This is a genomic window from Aeromonas sp. ANP5 (assembly GCF_963870295.1).
Classification (GTDB): Bacteria; Pseudomonadota; Gammaproteobacteria; order Enterobacterales; family Aeromonadaceae; genus Aeromonas; species Aeromonas veronii.
Window position 1 is genome coordinate 16316 of the sequence record NZ_CAWMRY010000047.1, and the last position, 16957, is coordinate 33272.

A 16957-nucleotide genomic window follows, 5' to 3' on the forward strand; every position below is an offset into this window, starting at 1 on the left:
CCCGCCAAGGGGATTTACCCCTTGGGTCAATAGGCAGGAGTCACCGTCAGACTGACATTGCCAAACCCTTCGTTGGCAAGGGCCTCCTGATCCAGATCCACACCGGTCAGAGCCACACCTTCAGCAGAGGCGTTACGCAACTGGGCAGAGGCCGCGGAACGGGTCTGGGGCTGACCGATTTCGATATCGCCGGCAAACTGGCTCTCGGCATAGAAGTCACCGGTCACCGCCGAACGGATCGGGCGCAGCACACGACCCAGGTTATTCTGCATGGTCGACAAACCATACTCGCTGATGGTCCAGTTCCAGTCCCACCACTTCACTTCACCCGGGATATAACGCTTGTCCCACTGATAGCGGATGCTGCTGGCCTTGTCGCGGAACGGGCCGACGGCAAAGGTGTGCTCCCAGGTCGGACGATTCTCAGGATGGGTATACCAGGCATTGCCGCCCCAACGCAGGAAACCCTTCATGGTCAGGTCATAATTGACCTCGGCCTTGAACTCGTAGGGGTAGGAGATGTTGGACTTGTAGAGGGCAACCCGCACCGGCAGGCTGGAGTGAGGCGGTACCGTGGGGCGTGCTTCAACCGAGACGGTCTCGGTCGTCGAGCCCCCTTTCTGGGAAGCCCAGCTCTGGCTCGCAGCGATCTCGATAGCCAGTTCGGTTTCACCTACCAACGGCCATTGAAACTTGTTCTTGGTGGTCACCTTCTCGCTCAGGCTGTAGGTGTCGGTTTTCGACCAGTTGGTGGCCTTGTCGTACTTCAGGGTCACCACCACCTGCTGAGGCAGATCCGTGTAGTTGGTCGCATTGGCCGTGATGGTCTTGACCAGTTGCTTGCCGCTCTCGGTGACCTGACCATGGCTGAAGGAGTCGGGTTCCAGGGTATATGAGAAGTTGCTTACCTTGATGGAGCTCTTCTCCCCGCAACGATATCCGGAGCAGCCGCCGTCATTATTTCCCTTTATCAGCCAGCCATCGCCAACCCGGGTAACATCCATATCTTCCCCGACATAGGGGCTATGATTTCCACCCACCCAGGCGTATCCCAAATAATGGGCGAGATAACTGACTGGCTTGATAAAATAATCATTGTCGTGGACAAGCCGCCATTGCACATCGACCTCATCACCCGCCGGAATATTCCAGTCAGAGAGTGTTGGTATTTCTCCGGAAACCGGTGAGTTGGGATAACACCAGGTTTCTCCGGCAGTGCCCTGTTTGATTTCGCCATTATATCCCGGCCCCATAATCACCCAGCGATCAGCCAGCCCGGTGATCTGCCACTGCCCCATGCGGCTGACCAGATTACCCTTGATACTCATGGCTTCATCGCGGGTCAGAGGACGGTAACCACTGGCACAGACGCCCGTGCCAAGGCCCGCCCACTTGACCTGATCAGGGTAGACAGGTTCAGCCGCCTGCACCTGAGCGAGCATCAATGAAGACGCCAAAAACGCCAGATTGGCGGTAATTATTCTATTCATCATTTATCCCTCTTTCAGACATACGATAATTGTTATTGTGTAGAAAGATCCTTTTTCATTTGACAGGTATGGACTCCGACAAAACCTGACACAAATAAAATAAACCACCAAAAAACATCCATGACAAACAAAATAATGGTGGTATAAGAAAATAATTAGAGCGATGACTTTATTGAGGAATAAATCATAAATATTGTGGCAGCCATTATTTAATGGCTGCCACAATATGGTGAACCTATATTAAATAAGAAGATGCTGAATTACTCTTCCGGATTGATCACTTCAATTCCCTGCAATATTCCATCCGCCGAACGGATCAATACCAGCTCGCTCCCGGCATGCAGATCGGCGGCCGAACCGTTAACCCAGCGCACCTGCGGATTGAGTGGCACAGTGCCCAGGGTGGCCAGCGTGAGCTGCCGATCATCGAAGGATTGCAGGCGATCTTGCGCCCGCTGCCAGGGCTGATTGGCCAGCGGGGCTCTGGCGGCCAGCAGCTCAATGCGGGTGGCAACGCCATCGGCCACCAGCAGAGCGAGCTGGTCGCCGGGTTTGAGTGGCTGTGGCCAAATCACCCCCTGCCGCCAGATGGCGGCACTGCCCTGCTCCACTTCGGCCCCCTGAAATTGCAGGCGGATGCCATCGCTGTGCTCCAGCTCCACCAGCCACAATTCGTCGGCTCCCGCCTGCGCCGCCCAGAGCGGCACACCCAGCATCCATGCACACCACTTTCTCGATTGTTCCATCTTCGTTCGTCCCTGAACAAAAAGCCCATGCAGGACAAGCATGGGCTTCATTCGGGAGCATTTCTAATCGGAACGCAGAGATCGGATCAGTCATCCTCGCGGCAGCGGCTCAGGCGCATGCCGTCAAACTTGCACTCCAGCTCGAGCCAGCGCCCTTCAAACGGCGCCAGACTGTTATCCGAGGTGGTGTAGCCCCAGATCCGCCCCCCTTCGACCGGCCCTTCCAGATCCATCTCGTCCTTGTCATCTTCGTCGAGGGCTTCGACCTTGCGTACATAGCGCACGCCGTTCTCCACCACCCCCTTCATCTCGACCCAGGTACCGCCGAGATCATCTTCGTTGAGCCAATCCTTGAAGCGGGTCTGGTCGTCGATCACGAACGGCATGCCGTTGACCATCAACTGGCCAAGCTGCCAGGTGGTGCGGCCGGTCAGTTTGAATTCGGTCGCCTGTGCGGTGCCAAGTGGCAACAAGATCAACAGCAGGAGGGCGCAGAGAGACTTCTTCATCAGGGATCCTCGGGGTTACACTGGCAAACAGGATGCCGAATCCGGTGTGAAAAGAGCGTGAAACGCTCGCCAACCAGGAGAGCAAAGCATGAAGATTTTGGTAGTGGAAGACAATCCTCAGGTGGCGGAAACCATCATGGATTATCTGGAGCTGGCCGGTCACCGCCTCGATTGTGCCTATCACGGTCAGGCGGCGCTGCAACTGCTGGAGGATCAGCGTTTCGACGTCATCATCATGGATGTGATGATGCCGCGCCTCGATGGCCTCAGCACGGTAGCGCGCCTGCGCGAGCAGGGGATTGCCACTCCCGTGCTGTTTCTCACCGCCCGCGACAGCCTGGAGGACAAGCTGGCAGGCTTCAAGGCGGGAGGGGATGACTATCTGGTCAAGCCGTTCGCCATGGAGGAGCTGGAGGTACGGCTGCAAGCTCTGAGCCTGCGTGGCCCGCGCGGCGATGTGGGGGCCATCAGCTTTGGCGATCTGACGGTCGATGTCGCCAGCGGCTGCGCCACCCGCGCCGGTGAGCCCCTCAAGCTCGGCAAGATCCCGTTCCAAATCCTCGCCCTGCTGGCCCGCCGCGCCCCCGCCATCGTCAGCCGTCAGGAGGTGCTCGACACCGTCTGGGGGGATGAGGAGCCCGACTCCGATGCCTTGCGCAGCCATATCTATGCCCTGCGCAACGCGCTGGACAAACCCTTCCCCACTCCCATGCTGGAGACCCTGCACGGCCAGGGCTACCGACTGGTGAGCGCATGAGCCTGCCGAGCCTGCGCCGCCGCCTGATCATGGCGCTCGGCGGCGCCGGGGTGGTGCTGCTGATCCTGCTCTCCGGCTTGATGCTGGTGGCCGAGGACAAGATGGAGGAGCTGAGCCTGCGCCACTGGCTGGAGGCGGAAGTGACCCGCTACAGCGATGACTGGCTGCGACTCGGCCCGGCCGCCGCTGCCCCGAGCCCCAGACAGTTCTCCAGCTACTGGACCGAGGCGGGCCGCCTGCCGAAATGGCTGAAGCCCTACCAGACCCCCGGCTTTTTCGAGCATCAGCTGGGCAAGGAGGACAAACACTTTCTGGTGGCCCGTCACCCCTCCGGCGAGGGACTGCTCTATCTGGTGTTCAACGACGACGCCGACGACTACCTGGACCCCTACGAAGACAAGCTGCATCTGGCCACCCGACTGATCGGGGTGACCCTGCTGCTGGGCTGCCTCGGCTTCGGCATCTGGCTGGTACGCCATATCACAGGGCCGCTGCAACGGCTGCAACAGAGGGTCGCCCACCTCACCCCGGATCAGGCGGATTTCGAACCCGACACCCCCTGGCAGGAGCTGCGGGATATCGAGCTGGCGCTGCTGGCCGGCAAGCAGGAGGTGAGCGCAGTATTCGCTCGCGAGCAGGAGTTCAGTCGCTTCGCCAGCCACGAGCTACGCACCCCCAACATGGTGATCCAGGGCTCGGCGGCCCTGCTCGGCAAGGTGACAGATCTGCCCGCACCGGCCGCCCGCGCCACCACCCGCATCCGCGCCGCCGCCGACGAGATGGCGCTGCTCACCGAGACCTTCCTGCTGCTGGGCCGCAAGGAGGCGGTGGAGCGGCCACTGCAACAGGTGACCCCGCTGATCCGTCAGGAGCTGGCCCGCCTCGCTCCGCTGTTGCAGCGGGAGGCACTTGATATCCGGCTTAATCTGGACGAGAGCAGCGAAGTAAACGCCCCCCTCTCCCTGCTCGCCATCGCCCTCGGCAACCTGCTAAAAAATGCCCTGAGCTATGCCGAGGGACATATCGACATCGAGCTGTGCGGCCCGGTGCTCACCATCAGCAACCCGACGGCAGCGGCGCCGGATCAGATCCTCGGCTACGGCTGTGGCCTCACCATCATTCAGCGCATCTGCGAGAAGCTGGGCTGGCAGATCGATACCCGGCTCGAGGATGGCGTATTTAGCGCCCGGCTGGCGATGATCGCCGCCGGAGAGTTCCCTCTCCCTTTGGGAGAGGGTTAGGGTGAGGGCGCAGTGGCACCGCCAACCCACCAGCCAGATAGCAACAAGGCGCCCGAGGGCGCCCTGTTTCTATCTGACGGATGCAAGCCTGAGGCTCACTCCGCCGGTTTGTTCTTGCGGCTCGCCTTGAGTTCGAGGAACTCGATGATCTTGCCAGCCACATCCTTGCCGGAGGCGGCTTCCACCCCTTGCAGGCCGGGGGAGGAGTTGACCTCCAGCACCAGCGGGCCACGGGCGCTACGCAGGATATCGACCCCCGCCACATCCAGCCCCATGATCTTGGCGGCCTGCACCGCGGTGGCGCGCTCTTCCGGGGTGATCTTGATCGCTTCGGCGGTGCCGCCACGGTGCAGGTTGGAGCGAAACTCTCCCGGCTGGGCCTGACGGCGCATGGCGGCAACTACCTTGCCATTGACCACCAGACAGCGGATGTCGGCGCCATTGGCCTCGCGGATATACTCCTGCACCAGAATGTTGTTATTGGTCTGGATAAAGGCCTCGATCACGCTCTCGGCGGCTTTCTGAGTCTCGCAGAGCACCACGCCAATCCCCTGGGTTCCCTCCAGCAGCTTCACCACCAGCGGCGCCCCGCCCACCATGGTGATGAGGTCGGGCACGTCGTGGGTGCTGTGGGCATAGCCGGTGATGGGCAGGCCGATGCCATGGCGGGAGAGCAACTGCATCGCCCGCAGCTTGTCGCGGGAGCGGCTGATGGCCACCGAGCTGTTGAGGGCCATGGTGTTCATCATCTCGAACTGGCGCAGCACGGCGGTGCCGTAGGCGGTAATGCTGGCCCCGATCCGCGGGATCACGGCGTCATAACTTCCCAGCTCCCCACCCTCGTAGTGAATGGAGGGGTTGTGGGAAGCGATATTCATATAGCAGCGCAGGGTGTCGAGCACCTCTACCTGATGACCGCGCGCCTGTGCCACCTCGACCAGACGGCGGGTGGAGTAGTTTTTCGGCTCACGGGATAAAATGGCGATCTTCATGACAATTCCGCTAGAAGGCTGTGCCTGGGCAGGATGGGGCGGGAGAGTATAAGGTGCCACAGCGCCAAGACAACGCCAATTGTTTATCCTGACAACAAGACAAACCACACCAAACCGCACGCTACCACATCACTGTGACCAACAGGTTAAACGGCGGCTCTGCGCAGGTTGTTCAACCCGTGCAAGGATGCCGCCGTTTCTCGTTAAAGATCAACCGGTGTCACGCGGGAGTCAGTTCAGGTTTGGCCCCAACCAGCGCTCGGCCTCGGCCAGCGTCATCCCCTTGCGAACGGCGTAATCCTCCGCCTGATCTTGCTGGATCTGTGCCACCGCGAAGTATTTGCTCTCGGGATGAGAGAAGTACCAGCCCGACACCGCAGCCCCCGGCCACATGGCGTAGGATTCGGTCAGCTGCATGCCAATAGCCTGCTCCACCTCCAGCAGCTCCCAGATGCTCCCCTTCTCGGTATGCTCCGGGCAGGCCGGATAACCGGGGGCCGGGCGGATGCCCTGATAGTTCTCGCGGATCAGCTCCTCATTGCTGAGGGCCTCGTCGGGAGCATAACCCCAGTGCACCTTGCGCACCTGCTCGTGCAGGTACTCGGCAAACGCTTCGGCCAGACGGTCGCACACCGCCTGAATGAGGATGGCGTTGTAGTCATCGTGCTGCGCCTTGTAGGCCTTGGCGATGGCCTCCTCACCGATGCCGCCGGTCACCGCGAAGGCGCCGATCCAGTCGGGTTTGCCGCTATCTTTCGGTGCCACATAGTCCGCCAGACAGTAGTTGGGGAAGCCCTGCTTCTCGCTCTGCTGGCGCAGGTGGTGCAGCACCTTGATGACCTCGGTGCGGGACTCGTCGCTGTAGACCTCGATGCTGTCTCCTATCGCGTTGGCCGGGAACAGGCCGACCACCCCGGCGCAGCGCACGCTCTGATCCTTTTCCAGCTGATCCAGCATGGCGTTGGCGTCGGCAAACAGCTTGGTCGCCTCCTCGCCAATGATCTCGTCCTCGAGGATGCGCGGGAATTTGCCCGCCAGCTCCCAGCTGAGGAAGAACGGCGTCCAGTCGATGTAGGGGCGCAACACCGAAATGGCCACATCTTCGAACTTCTGCACCCCGAGCTCGCGGGGCTTCGGCGGCTGGTAGCCAACCCAATCCAGCTGATGCCGGTTAGCGCGGGCGTGGGCCAGACTGACCGGGCGGGAGCGCGGCTGCTTGCGGGCATGCTGATCCCGGGCAATCTCGTACTCCTTGTCGATGCGGGCGACAAACGCCTCCTTCAGATCCGGACTAAGCAGGCTCTGAGCCACCCCCACCGCGCGGGAGGCGTTGGAGACATAGACCACAGGCTCCGAGTAGTTCTGCTCGATCTTCACCGCAGTGTGCGCCTTGGAAGTCGTGGCACCGCCGATCAACAGCGGCAGCTTGAAGCCCTGACGCTCCATCTCTTTGGCCACGTGCACCATCTCGTCCAGCGACGGGGTGATGAGACCCGACAACCCGATGATATCGGCGCCGACCTCACGCGCCGTCTTGAGAATCGTCTCGCAGGAGACCATGACCCCGAGGTCGACAATCTCGAAGTTGTTGCACTGCAGCACCACCCCGACGATGTTCTTGCCGATGTCGTGCACGTCCCCCTTCACGGTCGCCAGCACAATTTTGCCGTTGCTGGAGCCACCCGACTTTTCTGCCTCGATATAGGGTTGCAGATAGGCCACCGCCCGCTTCATCACCCGCGCTGATTTCACCACCTGCGGCAGGAACATCTTGCCCGCGCCGAACAGGTCGCCGACCACGTTCATACCATCCATCAACGGTCCTTCGATGACGTGCAGCGGCTTCTCGGCGCCAGCGCGCGCCTCTTCGGTATCCTCTTCGATAAAGTCGGTGATCCCCTTGACCAGCGCGTGCTCCAGCCGCTTGCCCACCGGCCAGCTGCGCCACTCCTGATCCCGCGGATCCTCAGCCTGGGCACCGGCACCGCGATACTTCTCGGCGATGGCCAGCAGCTCTTCGGTGGCGTTGTCATTGAGGTTGAGCACCACAGCCTCGACCTTCTCTTTCAGCTCGGCCGGAATGTCTTCGTAGATGGCAAGCTGACCGGCGTTGACGATCCCCATGTCCATGCCGTTCTTGATGGCGTGGTAGAGGAAGACGGCGTGAATGGCTTCGCGCACCGGCTCGTTGCCGCGAAACGAAAACGAGACGTTGGAGACGCCGCCGGAGATCATGGCGTGAGGCAGGTGCGTTTTGATGTCCTTCACCGCCTCGATGAAGTCCACCGCGTAGTTGTTGTGCTCGTCGATGCCGGTCGCCACCGCGAAGATGTTGGGATCGAAGATGATGTCTTCCGGCGGGAAACCGACCTGATCCACCAGGATCCGGTAGGCACGCTGGCAGATCTCGAACTTGCGGGCGCGGGTGTCGGCCTGCCCCACCTCATCGAACGCCATCACGATGACGGCGGCACCGTAGCGGCGCAGCAGTTTCGCCTGCTGAATGAACTTCTCCTCCCCTTCTTTCATGGAGATGGAGTTGACCACCGGCTTGCCCTGCACGCACTTGAGGCCCGCTTCCAGCACCTCCCACTTGGAGGAGTCGATCATCACAGGCACCCGGGCGATATCCGGCTCACCGGCGATAAGGTTCAGGAAGCGCACCATGGCCGCTTCGGCGTCCAGCATCCCCTCATCCATGTTGATGTCGATGATCTGGGCGCCGTTCTCTACCTGCTGCTTGGCAACATCGAGCGCCTCGTCGTAGAGCCCCTCCTTGATCAGCCGCTTGAACTTGGCCGAACCGGTGACGTTGGTGCGCTCCCCCACGTTCACGAACATGGACTCGGGGGTGATGATCAGGGGCTCGAGGCCCGACAGGCGGCAGGCCACCGGCAGCTCGGGCAGCACACGCGGCTTGATGCCCGCCACAGCGTCCGCCATGGCGCGGATATGGGTCGGGGTGGTACCGCAACAGCCACCGACCAGGTTGAGAAAGCCGCTTTGGGCCCACTCGCGGATATGCTCCGCCATCTCACCCGCATCGAGGTCGTACTCGCCGAACGCATTGGGCAGACCGGCGTTGGGGTGGGCGCTGACGCAGGATTCGCTGATGCGCGACAGCTCCTCCACATACTGGCGCAGCTCATCGGGCCCAAGCGCACAGTTGAGGCCGAACGACACCGGTTTGACGTGGCGCAGCGAATGGTAGAAGGCTTCGGTGGTCTGGCCGGAGAGGGTACGGCCGGAGGCATCGGTAATGGTGCCGGAGATCATCACCGGCAGGCTGTAGCCCAGCGCCTCGAACACCCCTTCCACCGCGAAGGCGGCGGCCTTGGCGTTGAGGGTATCGAAGATGGTTTCGATCAGGATGATGTCAGCGCCGCCCTCGATCAGGGCATGGGTCGATTCGGTGTAGGCGGCCACCAGCTGGTCATAGGTGACGTTGCGCTTGCCGGGATCGTTCACATCCGGCGAGATGGAGGCGGTACGGTTGGTGGGGCCCAACACCCCTGCGACGAAACGCGGCTTGGCGGGATCTTTTGCCGTCCATTCGTCTGCCACGGCGCGGGCCAGACGGGCGGCTTCACGGTTGATCTCGGCGGAAAACGCTTCCATCTCGTAATCGGCCATGGCGATGCGAGTGGCGTTGAAGGTGTTGGTCTCGAGAATGTCGGCCCCGGCAGCGCAATACTGCTCGTGGATCTCGCGGATCACCGCCGGACGCGTCAGCACCAGCAGATCGTTGTTGCCCTTGATGTCGGTATGCCAGTCGGCAAACCGCTCACCCCGATAATCCGCCTCCCCGAGTTTGTAACCCTGGATCATGGTGCCCATGGCCCCGTCGATGATCAGGATCCGCTCACCGAGGCAGGCTTCTAGCTTCTTTGCTACGTCCGACTTTTCATTCGACACCGCGTATTCCTCTTACATCCATGCAACTGCGTAAACAGCATCCTAACAGCAAACAAATAAAATGGAAATCTAGCCGTCTATAAGTCCAAATACGCCACCATATACTCATTTATAGGTAATGAGTAACATAGGGCCCGAGAGTAACCTATGCCCGTCCTGTATAGGGATACGTGCTTGCTGTCTACCAACGAGAAAAAAATAACTATGAGCGTCTACTACACACTCTGTTTTCTGGCAGCGTTGGCGATCTTTATCGCCTTTGCCAACCAGTATGTTGTGAAGATCCAGACCACCATCGCCATTACTGCGGGCTCCATGCTGATCTCCGCACTGCTGGTGCTGTTTGGCAAACTGGGATGGTTCAATCTGGAACCTCTTGCCGTCAAAACCATGGAGAGCATCGACTTCCAGAACTTCCTGCTGAAGGGGATTCTGGGCTTCCTGCTGTTCGCCGGTGGCCTCGGCATCAACCTCAAGGCGCTGCGTAGCCAGAAGTGGGAGATCACCATTCTGGCCATCATTGCCACCCTGCTCTCCACCTTCCTCATCGGCTACGGCTTCTGGTTTATCGCCAAGCTGCTGGGCTGGGAGTTGCCGCTGGTCTACTGCATGCTGTTCGGCGCGCTGATCTCCCCCACTGACCCGATTGCCGTACTGGCCATCGTCAAGAAGATGAAAGCGCCGCCCCAGATCGCCATCCAGATCGAAGGGGAATCCCTGTTCAACGACGGTGTTGGCCTCGTCATCTTCGCTACCGTGTTTGCCGTCGCCTTTGGCGGGGTCGAGCCCACCTTCGGTAGCGTAGCCGGTCTGTTCCTGCACGAAGCCCTCGGCGGCATCCTGTTCGGTGCCGTGCTGGGCCTCATCGCCCACGTGATGATCAGCGCCACCGATGACGGTTCATTGGAGCTGCTGCTGACCCTCTGCATCCCGACCGCCGGCTTCGCCTTTGCCAACATGATCGGCGTCTCCGGCGCACTGGCCATGGTGGTCACCGGCATCATGATCGGCAACTGGACCCGTCACTCCGGCTTCTCCGAGCAGAGCAGCCATCACCTGGATCACTTCTGGGAGTTGATGGACCAGTTCCTCAACGCCCTGCTGTTCCTGCTGATCGGTCTGGCGCTGGTACTGCTGGATCTCGCCTGGCGTGACTGGATCCTGCTGGTCATTGCGGTACCGCTCTGCCTGGGCGCCCGCTTTATCAGCGTGTCGCTGCCCTATGTGGCTTTCCGCCGATTCCGCAATTACAACACCTTCTCGGTGCGGATCCTTACCTGGGGTGGCCTGCGCGGTGGTCTGGCCATGGCGATGGCACTGGCACTCCCCTCCGGCGTCATGATGATCCCGGAACATGGCGTCGATCTGCGTCAGGTCATCCTGGTGATGACCTACTCGGTGGTGATGTTCTCCATCGTGGTGCAAGGCATGACCATCACCCCGATGATCACGGCTGCCAAGAAGGCCTGTGGCGACTACTGAGTCGGCCCACGGTGCTGATTGCAGAATGAGAGAGGGCTCCCGTCGGGAGCCCTCTTTTTATGGCGGATAGCTGCGGATATTTGCTGCTGATAGCACCTTGATTACACAGAGGAAAAGCGTACTGACTTCAACATCGGCAAATTATTGTTTGCTTTTTATTCATTTCGAGGAGAGAATGCGCGTCGGCTAGTTAATCAGCCCTGTTTATGTTTACCCTGCAATGCTTCACCTCACGATGAATCCTGCCAGTACCCGCATAACCTTCTTCTGATTTACTCGCCTTGAGAACCGTCAGGCTGTCTGCCTGCGTTGCCCGGCTCTCACGGTGCAGACCCGATCTGCCCACCAAATTTGATTTATGCATCAGCATATTCCTTGAAAGTGCAGACGCCCTTTAACCGGGCTGGGTATTCCTGCGCGCTTGTCGTTCACCCAATCGACCGCGCCCATTGACCTGACATTTGCCAATACAAGGAGCAAACACCTAATTTATATAGAGAAATACCATGATGAAAGCAGTACAAACACACAAGCCCCTGCGTCGCAGCAAGCCCATCAACCTGCCTGTGCAAGAGCACGACAATGATGCGTTCCTGATCCAGTTCAGCACCCGCTTCAGCGGCGGTTTCGCCATCTCCTATGATGGTATCGCTGGCGAGTTCTCCATCGAAGACCTCAACTGATCCTGCCTGCCCTCCGGCAGCGCCCGATGCAGACAGGCCGCAACTCACGGCGGCCTCTTTGCTTCTCTCACGCCTTTCGCCAGGCCCGGGCTCTTGCTTGTCACTCAACCTGACAGCTACCTCGCCATTCGCTTTTCAGCTCTCTGACCTTGATCACTGCTCCAGCAGCAGGCACTCATCGGCATCTTCGCTCAACTTGACCAGTCGACTGCGCACCAGCCCCAGCTTGGCCAGCAGGCCGATGGATCGCTCGTTGCCCGGAGTGACGATGGCAACTACCTGCCCGATCCCCAACCGGCTTTTGCCATCGGCAAGGGCGGCCTGCGCCGCTTCAATGGCGTAGCCCTGACCGCGATATTGCGGCAGGAAGGCGTAACCGATATCAACCTGCTCCAGGGTATCGCGCTTGATCAAACCGCAGATACCGAGGCTGGCACCATCCTCTTTGCGCTCCACCAGATAGAGCCCATGACCATAACGGGCATAGCTGACTGCCGGTCCCTGCTGGATATATTCCTGCGCCTGTTCGAGGGTGCGAATGCCCCGATCGCCGATGTAACGATAAAAGTCGCCGTCATTGAGCAGCTCAAGGATGAAGGGGGCATCGGTGGCGATCATTTCGCGCAGGATCAGGCGGGAGGAGGCAATCATGGCAAGGACTCTCAAACGGAAAGTGAAGGGCAAAGAGTGCCCCGTCACTCCCGGGCTGGCAAGTCTGTGGCACCATCGGCCATGAAAAAGGGGCCGCGTTGGCCCCTGATGAGATGGGATAAACGGGCTCAGGCAGCCAGTAACCCGGCGTAGCCATTACCCTGTTCGCGCAGCGCAGTGAACTGGGCGGCACAATCGGCCCAGCTCAGCCCCAGCGCGTCTGCCACCTTGTGGGGCCACTCGGGCGGCGCCTCTTCCCCCACATCGGATTGCGCAGCCAGCACGATCGCCAGATGGATCAACCCAGCCTCGGCGGAGAACTCCTTGGCCAGCATGGGGTTGTAGTGATACTCCACCGCATTGCTGATGGTCTCGGGAAACTTCCAGTAACGTGCCATAGCCGCCCCGACCTGGGCATAGTTGAAGCCAACCACCAGCTCTTCCGCCTTGGCCCGTCCCTTGTGCAACTCCAGATCGTGGATGTGATGGACGGTGTTTTCCGGCAGGCCCACATGCATCACCAGTCGGCCGAGATCGTAGAGCAGGGCGCAGGTAAAGACCTCATCTCCCTTCATCCCCTTCTTCACCGCCAGACGACGCGCCAGCTCCGCCACGTTGAAGACGCAGCCCCAGAAATGTTTGAGGTCAATGCCGGGCACCGCAGTGACCGACTCGGTGAGCCCGCAGGCCAGCACCATGTTGCGCACCATCGCCAGTCCAAGCCGCACCGCGGCTTCATTGACGGTGCCGATCTGGCGACTGCTGCCGAATTTGGCCGAGTTGGCCAGACGCAGCAACTTGGCGGAGATGACAGGGTCCTTGTTGATCAACTTGCTGATCTTGAGCAGATCCGGATCCTTTTCATTGAAGGTCTGGATCAAATCGCGCATCACTTCCGGGATCTGGGGCAGTAGCTTGGGCTCGGCCAGCAGGGAATCTATCGTGGGCATAGGCGTGTCCATCCATGTTATCTGTGTTCCAACCTGTTTGCCTTGGCAAACTCCTCCTAATTATGGGTAACAAATGGCCTCCCCATCGGATTGTTTATTCGCTGGTCATTCAAGGTGTTAGTCACATTCAGGCTATACTGGCCGCCACATTCACTGTTGCGGATATCCCATGAACGACACTCAGGAATTTTTTGACGAAGACGCGCTGCTGGAGATGGTGGAGAACCAGCTCAACGACGGTCACCCGCCCCATGTGAAGGCGACCCTGATGCGGCTGGTGATGAAGGGCACCCCGCGGGAAGAGGCACTGCAATATATCGCCTGCGCCCTCGGGGCCGAGCTGATGGCAATGGAAGCTGATCAGGGCCCCTTCAATCTGACCCGCTATGGCGAGTTCCTCGACAGCCTGCCCGAGATGCCGTGGGCAGACGACTGACCCGAGCTGGATGACGGATGCAAAAAGGGCGGGTGCCAATAGCCCCGCCCTTTTTGCATGGATCCACTCCGGATCAGAACTGGGAGTTGATGATCACCTCTTCCCCCAGCGCCCCTGCCAACGGCAGTGGCCGATAGCTGGAGTTGGCGGCCCGCAGCAGACGAATGCCGCGAATGCCGACCTCCTGCGCCGCCTTGATATCCCCGTCGGCGTCGCCGTAGAAGAGCTTCATCTGCTTATCCTTGAGCCACTGCACCTTGGTATTCTGGCCCGGCTGATCACCGGCGAAGATCACCGGATTGAGCTGGTCGGCCGGAATATTCATGGTCTGCTGCAAGGTCTGGCTCACAGTTTCGGTCTTGGTGGCCGAGCGGCCGGTGACGAAATAGATGTGGTCTCCGCGCTTGAGATGCATGGCGATGAGCGCCTTGCCCACCTCTTTCGGCATGCTGAACGCATCCCAGCCATTGTTCATCTTCTCCCAGAAGGCAGGGTTCTTCAGATAGCTCTCGTCGTTGGGCGAAAACTCCTGCTTGCCGCGATAGAAGCCCGGGCTGGAGAAGAGCAGGGTATCGTCGATATCAAACCCGACGGCCATCGGGGGCAGGCCATCCAGACTCTTGGCAATCTGCTCCACTGATACCCAGTGGATTGGCGCCTGCTGGGCCAAAGTGACAGTGGTGACACCGGCAGGGATTGGCTGAACGGTAGCGGCTTGACCCGCGACTGCAGGCAGAGAGAGGGCTGCAGCCAGCAAGGAGGCAAGCAGCGCCGGACGAGAGATGTGTTTCATAAGGCAGGTTGTCATCTTCAATCAAAAGAGGGGGCCAATAGTGCCCCCATCCCGCCTCTCAAATCTGTGAATGCTCCAGCAAAAGGGAGCATTTGACGCCCGATAATTAATCTTCGATTGGCAGCAGATCGGTAAAGACAAAGCCATCGCGCAGCACTGTCTCGCCGACCCGAATGCCAAGCGGGCGGGAGAACATGGGGCCATCATAGGCCAGGGTGTGAAACTCGCCGTTCTCGCCGCACGGATCGACCCCCTCCGGCAGCGCCGCCAGCAGTGCCTCGTCAAAATCGTGCCCCCCCAGGCTGGCATCCAGCTTGTTCGGGTCGAGAGCACTGATCCTCGCCTTCAACCCAGCGGCCACCATCTGCGGCGCCAGTTCACGGGTATTGCTGCCCCACAGCGGGAACAGTGGTTCGATGCCGGTACCTGCCAGCTGCTTTTCACGGTAGGCTCGCACATCCTCGAGGAACAAGTCGCCAAAAGCCATATGGCGGATCCCCTGTGCCACCACATCGGCGATAAAGCCGGTCATGATGCGGGCGTAATCCTCGTTGCTGCAGGGCCAGGGCAGATCGATGGTGATGAGGGGCAGCCCGACGCAGGCGGCCTGTTCGGTCAACAGCTGCTTGCGCACCCCGTGCATCGCCACCCGCTCGAATGCCTGATTGAGGGTGGTAAATAGCCCCACCACCTCGATGGCGGGATCTTGCCGCAACTGATGCAATGCCCATGCGCAATCCTTGCCGCTGCTCCAGGAGAGCAGTACCCGTTTCTTTTCCATCATTCCTCCGCCAGCGGGGCACTCGGATTGCCCCAAAAAGATGCAAGACAGTGTTGCGAATTGCGCGATTTACACACAAGAGGCAGGCAGCATACTCTCGATCACCTGTATATGCCCCTTGCACGGGGTGAAAATAACTAAAAAAACCGATGGGAAACATACGGATATGACCACGACCACACAACAACATGATCACGCCCGCCCCCTCAATCGACAGGATTACAAAACCCTGAGTCTGGCTGCCCTCGGCGGCGCGCTGGAGTTTTACGACTTCATCATCTTCGTCTTCTTCGCCGTGGTCATCGGCGAGCTGTTCTTCCCGGCCGATATTCCCGAGTGGCTGCGCCAGTTCCAGACCTTCGGCATCTTCGCCGCCGGTTATCTGGCCCGCCCGCTGGGCGGCATCATCATGGCCCACTTTGGCGATCTCATCGGTCGCAAGCGGATGTTCACCCTCAGCATCATCATGATGGCGCTGCCGACCCTGTTGATCGGTCTGCTGCCCACCTATGCGGTGCTCGGCATCGGCGCCCCCATCGCCCTGCTGGGACTGCGGATCCTGCAAGGTGCCGCTATCGGCGGTGAAGTGCCGGGCGCCTGGGTGTTTGTCGCCGAGCACGTCCCTGCCCGTCGGGTCGGGGTCGCCTGCGGCACGCTCACGGCGGGATTGACGGCTGGCATCCTGCTTGGCTCCCTCATCGCCACTGCGGTCAACAAGAGCCTGACACCAGCCGAAGTGAGCGAGTGGGGCTGGCGAGTGCCCTTCCTGCTCGGCGGTATCTTCGGCATCGTCGCCATGTACCTGCGTCGCTGGTTGCACGAAACCCCGGTCTTCGCCGAGATGAAAGCCAACAAGACCCTGGCCGATGAGCTCCCCCTCAAGTCGGTGCTGCGCAACCACAAGAGCAGCGTGGTGGTCTCCATGCTGCTCACCTGGCTGCTCTCCGCCGGTATCGTGGTAGTGATCCTGATGACCCCCACCTATCTGCAGAAGGTTTATGGCATCAGCCCGGCCGACGCCCTGACCGCCAACTCGCTGGCGATCGTTGCCCTGACACTCGGCTGCATTGTCTATGGTCGACTGATCGACCTGCTAGGCAGCGGTCTCACCTTCATGTTCGGCTCCCTGCTGCTGGCGGGCTCCAGCTACGCCTTCTATCACGGTCTGGCGGCCGGTACGAGTCAGCTGGTGCCGCTCTACATGCTGGCAGGCTTTGCGGTCGGGATTGTCGGCGCCGTGCCTTACGTGATGGTCAATGCCTTCCCGCCGATGGTGCGCTTCTCCGGTCTGTCGTTCTCCTACAACGTGGCCTACGCCATCTTCGGTGGCCTCACCCCGATGGCGGTGACCCTCTGGATGAAGAGCGACATGCTGGCCCCCTCCCACTATGTGGTGAGTCTGTCAGTGCTGGGTTTCGCCATCGGTCTCTGGCTCTGGTTCCAGCAACGGGCCATCCGGCAGCAGCAAGCGCCGCAAGCGGCCTGACCCGAACAACAAGCCCCGGCATCTGCCGGGGCTTTTTTGTACTGC

At 60.2% G+C, this 16957-nt stretch carries 15 protein-coding genes; 6 read left to right on the plus strand and 9 right to left on the minus strand.

Translation table 11 applies throughout. The features are described from left to right. Positions 1 to 26 precede the first annotated feature (26 nt). From aerA to AACT07_RS20140, 3 genes are all read right to left on the minus strand, one after another. Positions 27 to 1490, minus strand: a complete 1464-nt coding sequence (gene aerA / locus AACT07_RS20130) for an aerolysin AerA (protein WP_162850489.1) — start codon at positions 1488 to 1490, stop codon at positions 27 to 29. A gap of 260 nt (positions 1491 to 1750) precedes the next feature. Beyond that, the gene (locus AACT07_RS20135; protein ID WP_069529742.1) at positions 1751 to 2236 is read right to left on the minus strand and encodes a hypothetical protein; all 486 of its coding nucleotides are present in this window, start codon (positions 2234 to 2236) and stop codon (positions 1751 to 1753) included. Positions 2237 to 2322: 86 nt separating this feature from the next. Beyond that, positions 2323 to 2745 (minus strand): hypothetical protein, encoded by a 423-nt coding sequence (locus AACT07_RS20140; protein WP_005340092.1) that lies wholly within the window; start codon positions 2743 to 2745, stop codon positions 2323 to 2325. Positions 2746 to 2833: 88 nt separating this feature from the next. Between AACT07_RS20140 and AACT07_RS20145 the strand changes: the two genes are divergently transcribed. Together AACT07_RS20145 and AACT07_RS20150 are read left to right on the plus strand one after the other, a co-directional pair. Further along, positions 2834 to 3502, plus strand: coding sequence for a response regulator transcription factor (locus AACT07_RS20145; protein WP_069529743.1), 669 nt, complete (start codon positions 2834 to 2836; stop codon positions 3500 to 3502). Beyond that, complete coding sequence (locus AACT07_RS20150) at positions 3499 to 4743, plus strand: sensor histidine kinase (RefSeq protein ID WP_069529744.1); 1245 nt, start codon at positions 3499 to 3501, stop codon at positions 4741 to 4743. Before AACT07_RS20145 ends, AACT07_RS20150 begins: the two co-directional genes overlap by 4 nt. Before the next feature lie 95 nt (positions 4744 to 4838). Here AACT07_RS20150 and rimK read toward each other — a convergent pair whose 3' ends face one another. Further along, on the minus strand, positions 4839 to 5735 hold the full coding sequence (gene rimK, locus AACT07_RS20155; RefSeq protein WP_005340088.1) for a 30S ribosomal protein S6--L-glutamate ligase: 897 nt from the start codon (positions 5733 to 5735) through the stop codon (positions 4839 to 4841). 231 nt (positions 5736 to 5966) lie between these two features. After that, a complete protein-coding gene (gene metH / locus AACT07_RS20160; protein ID WP_069529745.1) occupies positions 5967 to 9650 on the minus strand; it encodes a methionine synthase in 3684 nt (1227 codons plus the stop codon). A gap of 204 nt (positions 9651 to 9854) precedes the next feature. On the opposite strand from metH, the gene AACT07_RS20165 reads away from it, so the two are divergent. Next, positions 9855 to 11132 (plus strand): cation:proton antiporter, encoded by a 1278-nt coding sequence (locus AACT07_RS20165; protein ID WP_021231596.1) that lies wholly within the window; start codon positions 9855 to 9857, stop codon positions 11130 to 11132. 506 nt (positions 11133 to 11638) lie between these two features. Then, the gene (locus AACT07_RS20170) at positions 11639 to 11815 is read left to right on the plus strand and encodes a hypothetical protein (RefSeq protein ID WP_139123829.1); all 177 of its coding nucleotides are present in this window, start codon (positions 11639 to 11641) and stop codon (positions 11813 to 11815) included. Between the two features lie 153 nt (positions 11816 to 11968). Here the strand turns inward: AACT07_RS20170 and AACT07_RS20175 are convergent, their stop codons facing one another. Together AACT07_RS20175 and AACT07_RS20180 are read right to left on the minus strand one after the other, a co-directional pair. Further along, positions 11969 to 12466, minus strand: a complete 498-nt coding sequence (locus AACT07_RS20175; RefSeq protein ID WP_069529746.1) for a GNAT family N-acetyltransferase — start codon at positions 12464 to 12466, stop codon at positions 11969 to 11971. Positions 12467 to 12594: 128 nt separating this feature from the next. Further along, entirely contained in the window at positions 12595 to 13416 is an 822-nt protein-coding gene (locus AACT07_RS20180; RefSeq protein WP_005357745.1) for an HDOD domain-containing protein, read from the minus strand. A gap of 169 nt (positions 13417 to 13585) precedes the next feature. Between AACT07_RS20180 and AACT07_RS20185 the strand changes: the two genes are divergently transcribed. After that, entirely contained in the window at positions 13586 to 13852 is a 267-nt protein-coding gene (locus AACT07_RS20185) for a hypothetical protein (protein WP_005348674.1), read from the plus strand. Between the two features lie 73 nt (positions 13853 to 13925). Here AACT07_RS20185 and aphA read toward each other — a convergent pair whose 3' ends face one another. Further along, complete coding sequence (aphA, locus tag AACT07_RS20190) at positions 13926 to 14645, minus strand: acid phosphatase AphA (RefSeq protein WP_005342927.1); 720 nt, start codon at positions 14643 to 14645, stop codon at positions 13926 to 13928. 106 nt (positions 14646 to 14751) lie between these two features. Next, complete coding sequence (locus tag AACT07_RS20195) at positions 14752 to 15426, minus strand: ATPase (protein WP_019446503.1); 675 nt, start codon at positions 15424 to 15426, stop codon at positions 14752 to 14754. Between the two features lie 166 nt (positions 15427 to 15592). On the opposite strand from AACT07_RS20195, the gene AACT07_RS20200 reads away from it, so the two are divergent. Continuing rightward, positions 15593 to 16912, plus strand: a complete 1320-nt coding sequence (locus AACT07_RS20200; protein WP_069529747.1) for an MFS transporter — start codon at positions 15593 to 15595, stop codon at positions 16910 to 16912. Positions 16913 to 16957 lie beyond the last annotated feature (45 nt).